This window comes from Fusicatenibacter saccharivorans, from assembly GCF_027667425.1.
Taxonomy (GTDB): Bacteria; Bacillota; Clostridia; order Lachnospirales; family Lachnospiraceae; genus Fusicatenibacter; species Fusicatenibacter saccharivorans.
Genome location: NZ_JAQEGR010000001.1, coordinates 379,888 through 395,836, shown reverse-complemented (window position 1 = coordinate 395,836; position 15,949 = coordinate 379,888). Strand labels below are relative to the sequence as shown.

The following is a 15,949-nucleotide window of genomic DNA, read 5'->3' as shown; positions in this document are numbered from 1 at the left end:
AATCAGATACCATTAATCCTCGCTGTTTAATTCTTTCTGTAATGCTTTAAGGAGTGCCGCCGCTTCATCAGCGTTCAGCGTGATTCCCTTGCCGCACTTTTCACGGTTCGGGGAAAAGCTGCGGATGTCATACTTCGGCTCTTTCCCATTCCATGAAATGAGATTGATTTCCTTTGTGTAGCCACTGTCGCCCGTAGACAATACTGCGATTTCCTTTACGATTTCATACTGGATTTCTCTCATTCTCCATACCTCAACTCTCTGTATTTACTTCCCGAAAAAAGAAGATTAGCGGCTGTCACGGTTGCGTTTCCTCTGCAACTCACGCTCCAAAAGTTTGATGATGGTTTCCTCCATCTGCTTCGGCGTTGTGTTCTTCGGAAAGTATTTTTTCAGCTTGCTTGTGTTGATTTTCAAGGTTTCTTTCTGGTTGCCCTTTTCCTCCGTCATAATCGCAAATATCGTATCCATGTCAAGCCGCCCGCTCTGGCTTAACTGTTTCATCCGCTGTGCCTGTGAGAGTGAGGGCGTTGCTTCTTCGCTCTCCATCGTGGCAAAGAGGTTTTCCTGCTCGTCTTTCTTCAAGAAGGACAGTTCCACCGCAGGCGTGAGGGCGATTTTCCCCTCGTCCACCATCTGCAAAATCGGCGGTATCAGTTCCGTCAGGCGGATAAAACGCTGCACGGTCATCCTGCCCACGCCGAAGCCCTGTGCCACCTTGTCGTCCGTCCGCAACTTCGTCACAACTTGTGACGAGGTTAAGTCTGTGCGGAAACCCTGCCGCTTCATGGCTTCGGATTTCATCTTGTAAGCAAACGCCCGCTCCGATGGCAGGATATTCTCACGCTGCAAATTGCTGTCTACAAGGGTGATGATGGCTCGGTCACGGTCTAAGGGCAGGACAAACGCAGGCACGGTATTTATCCCTGCAAGTTCAGAAGCACGGACACGCCGCTGTCCTGCAATCACTTCATAACCGTCCCCGTCCTCTTTCGGGCGTGTGATTATCGGCGTGACAATGCCAAATTCCTTGATGCTTTCCGCTAACTCTGACAGTGTTTCATCTTCTGCCACATGAAACGGATTGTCGGGGAACGGGTACAAGTCTTTGGTCTTTAACACCTTAAAATCCTGTTTCTTCATTCACATATCTACCTTTCTTTCGCTCTGCTTCTATGATTTTTCTGCAATTCTTCCAACACTTCGGGCGGTATTTTTGACAGCAGCCGCCCCATCTGCTCGTTGGTTCTCTGCAATTCAAATATCTTCTGATTCGCTTTCTGCACCTTTAGTTCCTGCTCGTACTTTTCATCACGCATACGCCCCGCATAGTCTGATTCCTGCCCAATTCTCTCTTTCAAACTGTCGATATACGCCTGCTGTTTCCCGATTTCCTTAGAGAATTTCTCCACGTCTGGCAGCCATGCAGAGAGTAAATCTAACGCTTTATCCCTTTTCTTCCCTGCGTTAAAGGCGTTGATGTCGGATAGGGCAGACACGATTTCTTCATACTGTTTATCAAGCCTGCCGCCTAATTTATAGAGCCATGTGGGGACGTGTTTCCGCTTGGTTTCCATTGAGGACTGCCCCCGTTCAAGCTGATTCCACCGTGAGGACATCCGCTCATGGTAGGCGGTCTGCCACTCGGATAATGATTTCTGGTTGCCTAAGATAGCTTTCGCTGACAGCTTATTGTCTGGCGTAATCGGCACAAAGCAGAGGTGCATATGGGGCGTTCTCTCGTCCATATGGACGACAGCGGAGAGGATATTCTGCTTTCCAACACGCTCCGAAATGAAGTCAAGAGCCGTCTGGAAATACGCTTTTTGTTCTTCGGGCGGTAACTGGTTCATAAATTCTGGTGAAGCTGTGATGAGCGTTTCCACCATCATCACGCTGTCTTTCCTTGTCCTGCACCCCGCTTCGGCTACCATGCGGTTAATCTCTTTCTTGTAGGTGTACTTTGGTGGTGCTATGAGATGGTAATTGTTTTTAGAGCGTTCCATATCTATATCTGGGTTGCTTTTGTAGGCTTCTTTCTTCCGCTCGTTGTGGCGTTCACAAGCCGCAACGCCGCCCGCTTTTCGTTTCTGGAAACGCAGGATTGCATAAGGCATAGGCGGATTCCTCCTTTCTTTCGGCGGGTGACCGTCCTTTGGGGTGACAGCGGTGACGGTGGTGACAGCAGTTTTGGGATACCCCCTGCCGACTGCCGCAACTGTCACCCTCACCCCCTGCATGACGGTCATGTCGATGATGACGGTGTTTTTGGGATACCCCCCTCGCAAGAGCCGTCACCGTCATGCCGCCATTCTTTTATCCGAAGCCGTAAGGCGTAGGATAGCAGGGCACAGCCCTGCCTTAAGGGAGTCCAGAGGGAACGTCTGGCACACGACTTTGCAGGGCAAAGTGTAGTGTGTTACACCCTGTAAACGCAGTCGGAAAAATCGGAATGATTTTTCTGACCGCAGGGGTGGTTTTACACGACCGAAAAGGGCGAGTAAATCTCACGCCTGCATTTTGCGTTTACGGGGTGTTCTCCCGTAGGGATGACAGCGGCAGGGTATCCTAAAATCACTGTCACCACCGTCACTGCTGTCACCCGCAGGGCAGAGCCGCCAGCTTTACATGGCTTTAAGCGTCAATGACAGTAACAGGGGGGTATCCTAATATCGCTGTCACCACCATCACCGCTGTCACCCGCCCTCCTTGCAAGGGCAATCCGCCTGCCGTCTTTCCTGCGGCTGTACTGGTAGCAGATACGGTTCTCGCTTAAAAATGTGGTGCGGTATTCATTCAGCCATTTCGTAATCACCGTGGGTATGGTTTCCGTTTCCCCCATAGCGGCTAACAGTTCCGTTGCCGTGCCTATCCATTCTTCCTTATCCCTCATAAAATCCACCAACCGAAAAAGGACATCTGGTATCGTTTCTTTCGCAAGCTGCTCCTGCGTTTTCCGCTCCACAAGCTCCCAACGGCAATCACGGAAACGCAGCGTGTATTCCTGATAAGGCGTGTCCCTGCCCGTCACATACAGCTTGGCGGTGTCAGACGCACGTTTCTCCTTTTCCAGAACAAAGGTAGCGTCCGCACTCCCCGTTAATCCTGTCGTCCCAGACACCTTGTTGAACACGTCGCTGTCATTCTGCTTTCGGATGTGGTGTACGACAATGACCGCCAGAGAGTGCCTGTCGGCAAAGTCTTTGATGAGGGAGATGTCCCCATAGTCGCTTGCATAGGCATTGTCTTTTGAAGCTGTACGGACTTTCTGCAAGGTATCAATGACAATGAGCCTGCTGTCTGGGTAATCTTTCAGATAATCTTCAAGCTGCACGATAAGACCGTCTGACAGCTTGCAGCTTGCCACGGCAAAGTGGAGCCGCCCGCTTGCTTCGTCCGTCAAACGAAATAACCTGTCCTGTATGCGGCAGAACGTGTCCTCAAGGCAGAGGTAAAGCACATCGCCCTCCATTGTCGGCATATCCCATAAAGGGATTCCCTGCGACACGCATAAGCATAGCTTCAGCATGAGCCAGCTTTTGCCTATCTTCTGTGAGCCGCAGAACAGCGATAAGCCTGTCGGGATAAGGCTGTCCACCACAAAGGATGGTTTCTCAAGCGGTTCATAAAGGAGCGTTTCGGCGTTGACTGTCTGTAACTTCTGCATGGCTTTCCTCCTTTCGGGCGGTGTCTTTGTTTTCGTTGCACATAGGCGTTGACCTCCTTAAAAATAGATTTACTCCCACGGAAAAAAGTGAGAGTATGTAATGCCGCCAATCCCACACAAATAAAAAACAGATTTCTTTTTCGGGCGGTGTCGGTCACGGTTGGAGATATTTCTTCAATTTCCGCCTTTACTTTCTCCTTTGCAATCGCAACAGATTTCTGTATTGCCGAAGCGGTGCAATGCTCCATAGCGGCGATTTGGTAAAAATTGAACTCATACTCGTAGTAGAGCAGGAAACGCCGCCTTTGTATCTCTGGAAGGCTCCCAACCGCCTTATAGAGCGTTTCATTCCGTTCTTCCTCAACCATGCGTTCATCAAGGCTCTTAGGCACACGCAACGCCCGTCTGTAAAGGGTTTCGTCCCATACCTCGTTAAACTCCCTGTGCCGCTCGTCCCATTAGAAAAGATTCCTGTTCCTGCGCTCCATCTGCCGAAACTCCATAAAGAACTGTTCCGACACTTCCAACTCGTGGGATTTGCCCTGCCCGTCCTTAAAGCTGATAAAATACCTTGTGCCGCTTTCCGTGGATTCCTCCCGAAGCGTGTATGCCTTAACCCTGTATGCCATCCTGTTGTCCTCCTGCAAAAAATGAGTGAGGGGATTTCCATCCCTCACCCAGTAGCCCGCAGGATGGCAGGCTGTTTTAGAAGCTATAAAATTTTCCGCAGCTTCTTCCGCAGATGGTCTAACCTCGCATAGATGGCACCAGTCGTCAAATGCACAAGCGGGGCAATCTCCTTTGTGGAATACCCCTGCATTTTCAGCAGGACGATTTTCAAGGTACGCCCGTCCACCGTGACTAATACTTGATAGAGATTTTCGCTCTCAATCTCTTCCAGTAACTCCGCAACCGTACCCACTTCCGCCTGCCGCTCCCTGCCTGCCATGTCCTCAAGATATTCCGCAACGTCATTCGTCCATCGGTAAAACCGCCTGTTGGAATTGAAGTCTGCCCTGTCCGCCATGCGTATCTGCTCAATGGTCGCTTCATCAACGCCGCACTCACGCAGCAGCTTTTCCTCCGCTTCTTTCCAGATACGCCATTTCCTGTCCTCCCGTCCGTGGTTGTATGCCATTCTTACTTCCTCCAATCAGAATTGATTGAGAGGGCAGAGAAAAGCCCCCTCATCTTCCCAAAGGAAAAAACAAGGGGGCTGAACGCCTTAAATTTTAATTTTCTATTATCTTTCTTAGTTTTATTAGGATTCTGGCTTTGCGTTTGTTTACAACGCTCTGGGTTATGCCCAACCTCGCCCCGACTTCACGCTCGGAAAGTCCGTCAAAAAAGATTGCCTGTATCAGCTCCTGTTCACTATCCGACAGCAAAGGCAGGGCGGCTTTCAGCCTGTCCACCATGACCGCATTGACAACGGTTTCTGCAATGTCCACCGCTTCATCAGTGATAAAGTCCAGAGGATTCCCCTCGCTGTCCGTAAATCCGTCGAGAGATAGCAGTCTATTCTTTGTATCTAATTTTTGCAGATAACGCCACCGTTCCTTGTCACGGTAGAAGTCTGTGTATTGCTCCCTCACGACTTCAAGCAGACAGCCTTGAATGGGGATAAACAGCTTGTCCATATAGGTCTGGTCGGATTCCCTGCAACGGCAGAACTCCGTGTAGGATAATTCCACATAGCCGCCACTTTCTCTGATATATACCTTTCTTGGTGCATATTTCACCATAAATACCTCCCATCTGAATTTTTGAAATGTAAAAAATCCAGATGGAGAGGCGGAGAACGACACCGCATATCAGAAACAGCCCTACGGCACTTTCCAACAAAAATCGACAAAAGAAAAACCGCAAAGGATCTGTGACCTTTACGGTTATAGGAAATAGTAATTCTATTGTATGGAGATTGTACTTCTACTTTCAAGGTGAGAAGTACCGTTGCACTGGCAGAAATTTTTTTAACTGGTTTCCTGCCGTTCTCTGATATGCTATGTATTGATAAATTTTGCTTCGTATGAGCAGATAGATAACTGCCCGAAAAAAGGACATAAAAAAATCCCTCCAAATTTAAAAACAAATTCAGAGGGTAATTTAGGGTATAACAAAATAACCCACCCGAATATCGTTTTTTTTATTTGGTGAGTTTGTTCTTTCAAATACGAAACAAAAAGAGCCGATGATTCGTGAATTGTTCCACAATTTCATCGGCTCTGCGTCTTAAGCGTCTGGCTCTTTGATGACAGTTATCTTCAAGTTGTCAACTTTAATCAATCTTTCTTGTCTGCATTTTGGACAATAAAGGGGATAATTCTCCAAAACAGTGTCCTTCCTAATTTTATTACGGGTTTTGCTCCCACAAACAGGACACAATATCCATTCGCATTTCATCATAATTAGTCTCTAATCCTTTCAAATCTCATTTTATATGACTTTTGCAAGCTGTTAAGCTAACTTGTGGAACATATGCCGAACCTTATCTATACGGCTATTCGGGCGGCGGGGTTGGCAAATAAATTTACCAATAGCTGGCTGGTATCCTTTTAACTCTGTCAAGCAGACTCCCTGCCCATTTGTGAAATAAGTTAAATCGTTCCTGTATTCTTGAATACATCTAGCAGGGATTTCTCCTTTCAGAATGACCTCGTCATTCTTTATCTGAGTACTTACAATATCTGCACAATACCTTGGAGCATCATGATACGCCCGTGAGAGATATTCCTGCGGTGCATAAATTTCAAAGTGGAGATATGGCTCTAATAGTTCTGTCCCTGCTTTTTTTAAAGCCTGCTCCAATACGATAGGGGAAAGCAGCCGAAAGTCTGCGGGGGTACTTACAGGACTATAATACAATCCATATTCAAAACAGATTTTACAGTCTGTCACTTTCCATCCATACAGCCCCTGCTCGCAGCCATAAAGAACCCCCTCCATAACCGCATTTTGGAACGATTGATTTAAATATCCAAGTGAAACTCTGCTTTCATACTGCACTCCGCTTCCAATAGGGAGCGGCTCTATGGACAACCCGACAGAAGCCCAGAAAGGATTTGGCGGGACTTCTATGTGGATGGTATATTCTGCTTTTCTAAGCGGTCTTTCCATATATATAACAGTAGGCTCTTTTATTTCTGCCTCCACATGATATTTTTCCTCAAGGATGGCACAAATGACTTCCATCTGCACATTCCCCAAAAAAGAAAGTATAATCTCATGCGTTGTAGTATCCACATAATATTTTAAAAGAGGGTCGCCATCTGAAATTTCTGTAAGTGCCCCAAGCAATATTTCCCGCTGTTCAGATTTCTTTACTGCAATCGTTGTTTGGAGCATAGGGAGAGGATTTTCAATAAATTTTCTCTGCGGCAACAGTATTTCGTTCCCCAAAATACTGTTTAGCTGCAAAACATCATTTGGTAAAATTACAATATCACCAGAGCAGGCTGTATCGGATGAATATAATTCACCGTTTGTCGGAACACACATCTCTGTGATTTTTATTTTCTCTTTTTCAGATATTCTAATAACATCCCTCAAATGCAATGTTCCGCTATATATACGCACATAAACAAAACGCCGCCTTTTCTCTGAATATTCAATCTTAAAAACCTGCCCGCATAGTTCAGATTGACCTTCAGGCGTTGATGAATAAAATTTACTGGCAATTACTTCTATAAGCTGCCGAATCCCCAGATTGTTTTTAGCGCTTCCGTGATAAACGGGAAATAACGTTCCGTTTTGGAATCTCCTGTTTTCTTCCTGTTCCAGTTCTGACATTTTAAACGGTTTCCCTGACATATATTTCTCTAATAGTTCATCGTTTCCCATAATTACCGCATCCCACTGTTCCATATCGTCATTGTCCGTTACATTTATATGGGGATGCTGCCCAACCTTTTGCTTCACTATAATTTCCGAAGAAAGCTTTGCTTTCATTTCCCGATATACCATTGGCAAATCAATCCCCTCTTGGTCAATTTTATTGATGAAAAAAATTGTCGGAATCTTCATTATCTGTAGTGCATGAAACAGTATACGGGTCTGTGCCTGTATGCCATCCTTTGCAGAAACTAATAATACTGCTCCGTCTAATACGGATAAAGAACGGTATACTTCCGCCAAAAAATCCATATGGCCTGGCGTATCTATAATGTTGACTTTTACATCCTCCCACTGAAAAGATGTCACTGCTGTCTGGATAGTGATTCCCCTTTGACGCTCCAAATTCATTGTATCTGTCCTTGTTGTGCCTTCATCTACGCTCCCTAGTTCTGCAATTGCACCACTGGTATACAATAAACTTTCCGTTAATGTTGTCTTTCCTGCGTCAACGTGAGCCAGAATGCCTAAGTTAATTATTTTCATGTGATTTTCCTCCTATCAACACCCAAAAAAGGGCATAAAAATACCCAGTGATAAATACTCCTATCACTGGGTAAATAACTCCAATAGCCCCAAAACACTTATATGTTTTCGGGCATATAAAATTACATGATAAAAGTATTCTTAAACTGGGTACAAAAAACTAAGCCCCATATTAAAAGTGAAACGGGACTGCTACTTTTTGTTCCCACTATCAAATTGACAGTTTATTTAAGAATACCTTGCCGCATATTTATTAACTCCTTGTATAATACTGAATCTAATTATATTCCTTAACCCTTTATTTGTCAAGCTGACAAACTAAAGCAGAAAAAGCGGCAGGATTTCCCCCTGCCACTAATCATCTGTTTATGCAAAAATAATTTCCTTTTCCACAATCTCCCTCGCACAAGCCCTTATGTTATTGAGGCATCCTGTCCATTCTAAGGCGTTTTCTGCCTTTAGCTGTTCCGTTATGCCCTGTGCCTGTTTCATACCCTCTATGAGCCTTTCAAAGCGTTCCTGTGCCTGTCTGTTGATGTCGGCAAGGTAGGCGTTTAGCCTGCCGCTTGTAAGAAGATTGGTGTATGTAACTTTACGGTACTGTTTTAGATAATCTAAATGCCGTTGCCCCCAGATGCCTATTGCCTGTTCTTCTTCGGCGGGTACAGTTAAGCACGGTATCAAATAATCCCCTTGCCTTTCGTATTTGCCGCCCAGTTCCTCAAATAATGATTTTGCCATTGTCTGTTACCTCCACATTCTTTTTTATTTTGAATGTCCGCAAAATCCGTCCTACATCGGATGGACGCCACGGTACATCAAGATGGTGCAACGCAATCAAACGATCCTGCACGTTTGTTCCAGCACCCATTTTAGAAGTAGATCCGATCAGAAAACGAACCTGTCCGCTACGGACTTTAGCAAATAATTCAGCTTTTTTCTGATCTGTATTGGCGTCATGAATAAATGCAATCTCATCTTCCGGCACACCCTTTTTCATAAGGAGAGACTTTAACTCATCATATACGCTAAAAGATTCATCCCTATTTTTCCTTGGCGTAGATAAATCACAAAAAATAAGCTGTGTAGATCTTTCTGAAGTGGTTTCTTCCCAGATATGATAAGATTTTTCGGCACACACTGCAACTTTTGAATTTTCATTCGCAGGTAGCATTTCGTTTATCAGACGCTGATCGAGAGCAAGTTTCCGGCCGTCGTTTGTTATCCTCAACATGTTGTCTTGATAAGGTGACACAAGCTGGTTTCTGACTGCTTCAGCGCGATTAGCAAGCGATGCAACCATTTCTTTCTGGTATTCGCTTGGTTTCAGAACTACATTTTCGTATTGAGCCTCCGGAACAGGAAGATTCAGCATATCTGCAGTTTTAATGTCGGCCGCTTCTTTGAATACTGAAATTAGCTCAGGAAGATTGAAAAAGCGAGAAAACCTTCTTTTTGTACGGTAACCAACCCCCTCTGGAGCTAACTCAATCGCTGTTTGTGTTTCACCAAATGATGCTGCCCAGGAATCAAATTGTGTCATTCCCAATCTTTTCAGTGTGCCGTACTGCAGATAACGCATATTTGTATACAGCTCTGTCATACTGTTGGAAATCGGCGTTCCGGTAGCAAAGGTGATACCTTTGCCGCCGGTTAGTTCATCCATATATTGGCATTTTGCAAACATGTCTGAGGACTTCTGGGCTTCTGTCTGCGGGATACCTGCCACATTGCGCATTTTGGTATACAAAAACAGATTCTTATAGTTATGGCTTTCATCCACAAACAGCCTGTCTATACCGAGTTCTTCAAAATTTACAACTTGATCTTTTCTGGTTTGGTCATAAAGCTTGGCAAGACGCGTTTCCAGACTCTTTTTGGTCTTTTCCATCTGTTTAATGGTAAAACGTTCGTCATTCTCTGCTTTTATTTCACGAAGTCCTTTTTCGATCTCATCAATCTGCTGTATGATTGTATTTTTTTGTCGTTCATCGGAAAGAGGTATTTTTTCAAACTGGCTATGTCCGATAATAACTGCATCATAATCTCCGGTAGCAATTCTGGAACAGAATTTTTGCCGGTTTGCCGGTTCAAAATCTTTTTTCCGGGCCGCAAGGATGTTTGCCCCCGGATATAACCGTAGGAAATCAGAAGCCCATTGTTCTACGAGGTGATTTGGGACAACAAATAATGATTTCTGGCATAAACCGAGTCTTTTGCTCTCCATCGCTGCAGCAATCATTTCAAATGTCTTTCCAGCACCAACACACTGGGCAAGTAATGTATTGTTGCCGTATAAAATATGGGCTATTGCATTTTTCTGGTGCGGCTTTAATTCAATATCTGGCGTCATGCCAGGAAATGTCAAATGAGAGCCTTCATATTCCCGTGGACGAACAGAATTGAATAGTTCGTTATACGTTTCTACAATCTTCTGTCTTCGTTCCGGATCACGGAATATCCAGTCTTTAAACGCTTCTTTTATGTTTTCCTGCTTTTGACTTGCAATAGTCGTTTCTTCCTTATTCAGTACCCTCCTTTCATCAAAGGTATCATAAATTTTTATGTCTTTCAAATTTAAGGTATCTTCCAGCAACTTATACGCAGTTACTCTTGTGGTTCCAAATGTGGTATTTGCAAAAGAGCGGGAAGTTTCAGCATTTTTTCCGGCAATGTTCCATGTACTTGTTATATTCGAAAAACTTGTTTTTACAGTACCAGGATCTAATAGATAATGTGGTGTTTGAAAGACTTCCCCCATGAAGTCATCTATATACTTCGGATCAATCCATGTGGCACCAATCCTGATCTCTATCTCTGAGGCATCGAGATTTTGGGGCTGTATCTGTTTAAGTGCCTGCACATTAATGCTAAACTCAGGTTTTGTTTCTGCGTAAGATGTTGCAATTTTGAGTTTTTCCCGGACATTACCGCTTAAATATTCATCTGCAGTCTCCCATTTTCCGGTGATTGGGTCTTCAAATATGACACCGCGAAGTTCTTCCACAATTTCTTTGGTATCTTTTCCGGAAAGTTCACTCATATACGGAAGATCAACAACAGCCTTTTCTGAAAGAGATACGGTCAATGCTTCACTGGCTGTGTCAACGCTTGTAACAACTTTCTCCTGCTTAATTGTACGCTTTTGGAATATAGCAGCCTTTTCCTTGAAATTTCCTTCTTCATCAAGGTTTTCTAATGAGCAAATCAGAGAATAACTGGAATCCTGATCAAATGCGATTCTGTTTGCACGCGAATTCAGTATACCGAATTTTGCTGTATATCCATCATACAACGCACTCAGTTCTTCCTGCTTTTGTTTAATGTCTGCATCGGAATACTCATTCAGCTGCAAATTAATTAACGCACGAGTACAATCCCGGATGCCGATCATTCCCTTGATCCGCTCTTTTGCTGTGGCCGAAACGTCAACAGGACGCATAACAGAATTTTCCCGGTAATAAATTTCCTTTCCAACAACCGTAAAGCTATAATTTTTGACGTTCGGATCTGCAGAAAGTAGCTCTTCTAAGTCCTCCGTAAGAATCTCTTCCGGATCAATCGCATCAAATTCTCCATTGATATTTTGCAGAGACTCCTGTAATTGTTCTTCAAACGGTTGCGAATCATCTGCTGTGCAGGTACTTTCCATTCCATAAGGACCGGATACCATTTCCATTTTTCCAACAATTTGTTCTGGATGTTCAACAAAATAATTGTTCATGGTAATGTCTGATCCATCTTTTCCAAGATAGACCCAATCCGGATCAGAAACAATCATATGATCCCGTTTTTTCAAAAACAAAATATCGGATGTTACTTCTGTTCCTGCATTCGATTTAAAGGCTTTATTTGGAAGCCTGACAGCACCAAGTAACTCGGCCCGTTGTGCCAGGTATTTCCGCACTTCCGGATTGGACTTGTCCAGTGTTCCTTTGCTTGTGATAAAGGCAACAATACCACCGGGACGTACTTTATCCAGTGTTTTTGCAAAGAAGTAATCATGGATCAGGAATTTGTTCCGATCGTATTTCTTATCTACCACCTTGTATTGTCCAAACGGAACATTTCCAATGGCAAGATCAAAAAAGTTATCTGGATATGTAGTTTTTTCAAAACCACATATCTGTATGTTGGCATGTGGATACAGCTGTTTGGCAATCCGTCCGGAAATACTGTCCAGTTCAACTCCATATAAGTTGCTTTCTTTCATGGAGTCCGGCATCATGCCCAAAAAGTTTCCAACTCCCATTGCCGGTTCCAGAACGTTTCCTTTGGAAAAACCCATTCGTTCCAAAGCACTGTAAATTTGCCGGATAATCACTGGACTGGTATAATGTGCGTTTAAAGTGCTTTCCCTGGCCATACGGTATTCATCCGGCGATAATGCAGCCTTTAATTGCTGATATTCTTCAGACCAGTTTGGTTTGCTTTCGTCAAAGGCATCCGCCAGTCCACCCCATCCAATATATTGACTGAGAACCTGCTGTTCTTCTGCTGTAGCGTATCTGTTTTCCGATTCGATCCGGTTAAGCAGCACAATGGCAGCAAGATTCCTTCTGAATTTCTCTTTTGGAGATCCTTCCCCCAAATGGTCATCACTGATCTGAAAATTGGAAGCTGCACTTTTATCCGGTGCAGCTTTACTTTCTTCTTGTTTTTCTTCGGTATCTGGCGTCGTTTCGTCTGGAATAGAATTTTCAATGTCTCTTCCATCTGCAGCAAGTTCATCGGCCCATGCCATGGCATCTTCCAAAGATTCAAAAGTTTCCAATGGCGGATAACCTTCTGCATCATAAATGGAATATACGGCATTTCCTTTGTTGATCCACAAAAAGACATCCGAAAAAAGCCTTGCGCTCCATTTTGTTGGATTTCCAAACGCATCATCTGCCTCATGTACCACCTGCCAGGATAACCGTTGCAGTTCTTCCCCATCAAGTTTGGCACCAACTTCCGCTTCATGTCGATCAATGTCTTCTTCAGCAAGAATGTCGATATAATAGTCCTCTACTTCAACTTTATCTGGCTTATGGTCAAATTCAAAGACTCGATTTTTACACTGAACATAATAAAAGTCCGGATCATCAACACAATTTCCGATCAGATATTTAACGTTTCCAGATTCCCACTGGTCAATCAGAATGCAGAGATGGCCATCCAGTGTAAGCTGTTCCTGTACTACCTGTTCTTTTTCATGCTGCAGTTTTTCATGCTGCAGGTTTCTGACTTGGTTTGTAAATCCATCCAAAATAGTTGGGTGGGTGTTTAAGATCAGTGTATTGCTCCATTCTCCTTCTGTAAGGATGGAACTCGCCCATTCTTTGTTTCTTAGAGAAAACCGACCTTCCTTCCATGCCTGCACAATGGTATTGGCCAAAACAAATTGTACACAGTCTATGCCGTATTTTTCTACAATTTCAGATACCGTATTTTGTGGAACGGAAAATCCATTGTATTTTTCGGCAATCTGTTTTTCGATCTCCTGTTTGCACTCTAACCGGATTCCGTTATTCAGCCGGGTAATTTCGGCTTCTTTTGCCTTTTTTTCCTGTTCTTTTTTATAATTCTTATACTCTTCTTTTTCCTGTGGTGAAAAGTATTTGTCTGCATAAATCAGCTCGCAGATTCTTTCTTCTACGACATTCCAATTTAAAAGGACTTTTGTATATGGATTTAAAAGGCTTCCTTTCTCCAGGAGAATACCTTTCGCATCATGTTCACTGTTGGAACTACTATTGCCAGGTAACGCACCGGATTGGCCACCAATCCCATATTCTTTTTTCAGAAAGTCTGCATTTTCTTTCTGGTTATGCAGGTCCATGAAATATTCGTAGATTCGAAATTTTCCATCTGCAAAACCACTTCCAATGCAAAGGGCATAGTCGATTTCGTCCTGTGTGATGAAATCTTCCTGTCTGACATCTACCGTATCATGAAGTGGAAAATGAATTCTCTCCCTGTCAAGATCCGCGATTTCGGATAATAGATATCCTGGAGATTTCACAGTTTTCGGCTTTAATTCTCCATAGGAAATCCGTGCATCGACATCTTCCAAAAAGCTTTCCAGCTGTTCTCTTCCTTCATGCGTAGAAAGAAGAGTTTCTATTTTTTCTATACTGTTAAGTTCTTCCGGTACATCATCTATCCAATCACGGAGAAAATAGCCGATCTGATAAGATACCCTCTCCATCTCTGTTTTGTCTACGAGTGCTGCCTCGTTCGCATCCATATACAAGCCATACGTAATCATGGCGTGAATGTACTTTTCGATTTGATCCCAGCTTAATGTTGTAACTACAGATTCCGCTGCCTGCATACCATAACCGGCAGTCATTCCGTTTTCATCAAACCATACAGATATTGGATGACCGTGTAATTCAAAACCTTTGCCGACCTGACTATATTCTTTTTTCAGGAAAGCAATTATTTCATCGGTACTTTTTCCTTCGGTATATTTGGCGTAAATCCGTTTCCGGCTATCTTTTTGCCCGCCACCACTTCGGATGATTACTTCAAGATCGGTTTCCGGCAAATAGAAAGCAGCGGGCATAGTATATTTTTTACTTGCTTCCGCTGCTGTAATTGATCCTCTCTGTTCCTCTGCTGATGGAAACAGACTTAATTGTGTGTATGATTCCTCTGGTTTTACAAAATTGGTCGGCTGTAAATCAGTTCTTTCAGTACGACTTCCTCCGCCCGGCTCTGGATGCTGTTCATCTTCTTCACCCAAAGCATCTGATCCTGTGCTTTGAGCTGTTCGTTTACTCCTTCTTTCTCCGCCATCTGGGATGTCAGGACTTCCATCCTCTCTCTTGCCTGTTCCTGAATCTCGAGAAGATGTGCTTTCAGCGTTCCTTCCAGAAACATTGCTGTTCTCGCCCCATCGTATCTCTCCCTCAGAAATTTGTCCCTCAGAAGTCCGTATTTCGTTACCATTCCCTCCGGTTCCGGATTTGCTTTCAGTTTCGGAATCAGATAATCTCCCATCTGTTCGTATTCCAGGTCCATTTTGTTTTCCTCCTTCAATATTATCTTTATCTTTGGAATTACCCTCTTGCAAACTTTCACGCTTTAAAGCATTATATCGCGGTTGTGGTGCATTTGCAAGTTCTTTTTTGGAGATTTCTTTTTCCTGTTCTTTCTCGCGAAGTTTATCATAAATGCGTACTGTTTTTCCGATTTCTGCAAGAACACCTCTGGCAGAATCATTAATTTTTGTTCCTAATACTGACAATGTTTTAATAGAAACAAACTGATTGATATAATCAAATGAAAATTCATGATCGGAAATTTCTATTTCACAAGCCGATAAAATTGTAAAAGAAACACTTTCCGATATAAGTTTTTTTAAGCAAAGAGCAAAGTCCTGTTCGCTCAGTTTATCAAATCCTATCCTATCCTGTAAATCCGGATAATCAATTTGAAGTTCTGTATAGGCATCCGCCGCGAGCTGATCTGAAATTTCAATAATTCTTTCTTCAAAGGGTTTTGTGCTGTCTGTACTGCCATATATTTGTTCGAGCCTATGCAGTACATCACTTTTATGTTCTTCCCGCAGTTTCCACGCCTTCGGATAACGTCCATTTGGCTTTACAGCATGAACATTCGAAACATCAAATACATATTTAAGCTTATGACCGTATGTTGCAGTATCATCCGGAAGTGCAATTCCTGAAGATCCTTTATTTACCCAGCAGTTCATACGTTTATTCCATATCTCGATGGAAGCACACGCTGTTGCATCCGGATTCTGTGCATAAATCAGAAGCTGTTCTTTAAACGGATATTTATAAATCCGTGCAGCGGAGGTCAGGAACTTCATCCAGGATTCCCGGTTCTGTGAAACCCTTTTAGCTGTTTTTTCTGCAAGATTCACTATGTATTCATATTTATCCATCTTAT

Annotated in this window: 9 protein-coding genes and 2 pseudogenes; all 11 read right to left on the bottom strand. The window is 43.6% G+C overall.

Translation table 11 applies throughout. The features are described from left to right. Positions 1–12: 12 nt before the first annotated feature. The 11 genes and pseudogenes from PGS38_RS01795 to PGS38_RS01745 all read right to left on the bottom strand — a co-directional run bounded on the left by PGS38_RS01795 (position 13) and on the right by PGS38_RS01745 (position 15,944). Positions 13–243: a YdbC family protein gene (locus PGS38_RS01795; RefSeq protein WP_001206986.1), complete on the bottom strand. Its 231-nt coding sequence runs from the start codon at positions 241–243 to the stop codon at positions 13–15. Positions 244–288: 45 nt separating this feature from the next. Next, entirely contained in the window at positions 289–1,143 is an 855-nt protein-coding gene (locus PGS38_RS01790) for a ParB/RepB/Spo0J family partition protein (RefSeq protein ID WP_000743700.1), read from the bottom strand. 8 nt (positions 1,144–1,151) lie between these two features. Next, on the bottom strand, positions 1,152–2,117 hold the full coding sequence (mobV, locus tag PGS38_RS01785; RefSeq protein ID WP_001820668.1) for a MobV family relaxase: 966 nt from the start codon (positions 2,115–2,117) through the stop codon (positions 1,152–1,154). A 517-nt stretch (positions 2,118–2,634) separates the two neighbouring features. Then, positions 2,635–3,667, bottom strand: a pseudogene (locus PGS38_RS01780) (AAA family ATPase). Between the two features lie 154 nt (positions 3,668–3,821). After that, a pseudogene (locus tag PGS38_RS01775) lies at positions 3,822–4,296 on the bottom strand (RNA polymerase sigma factor). A gap of 83 nt (positions 4,297–4,379) precedes the next feature. Beyond that, positions 4,380–4,805, bottom strand: a complete 426-nt coding sequence (locus tag PGS38_RS01770; protein WP_000323895.1) for an RNA polymerase sigma factor — start codon at positions 4,803–4,805, stop codon at positions 4,380–4,382. 94 nt (positions 4,806–4,899) lie between these two features. Next, entirely contained in the window at positions 4,900–5,409 is a 510-nt protein-coding gene (locus PGS38_RS01765) for a sigma-70 family RNA polymerase sigma factor (protein WP_105116765.1), read from the bottom strand. Between the two features lie 490 nt (positions 5,410–5,899). After that, the gene (locus PGS38_RS01760) at positions 5,900–6,070 is read right to left on the bottom strand and encodes a cysteine-rich KTR domain-containing protein (protein ID WP_004614788.1); all 171 of its coding nucleotides are present in this window, start codon (positions 6,068–6,070) and stop codon (positions 5,900–5,902) included. Positions 6,071–6,124: 54 nt separating this feature from the next. Continuing rightward, complete coding sequence (tet(O), locus tag PGS38_RS01755) at positions 6,125–8,044, bottom strand: tetracycline resistance ribosomal protection protein Tet(O) (RefSeq protein ID WP_000691758.1); 1,920 nt, start codon at positions 8,042–8,044, stop codon at positions 6,125–6,127. A gap of 366 nt (positions 8,045–8,410) precedes the next feature. Continuing rightward, positions 8,411–8,785: a TnpV protein gene (locus tag PGS38_RS01750; RefSeq protein ID WP_001129922.1), complete on the bottom strand. Its 375-nt coding sequence runs from the start codon at positions 8,783–8,785 to the stop codon at positions 8,411–8,413. After that, a complete protein-coding gene (locus PGS38_RS01745; RefSeq protein WP_118594783.1) occupies positions 8,766–15,944 on the bottom strand; it encodes a DUF3849 domain-containing protein in 7,179 nt (2,392 codons plus the stop codon). Before PGS38_RS01745 ends, PGS38_RS01750 begins: the two co-directional genes overlap by 20 nt. Between the last annotated feature and the right edge of the window lie 5 nt (positions 15,945–15,949).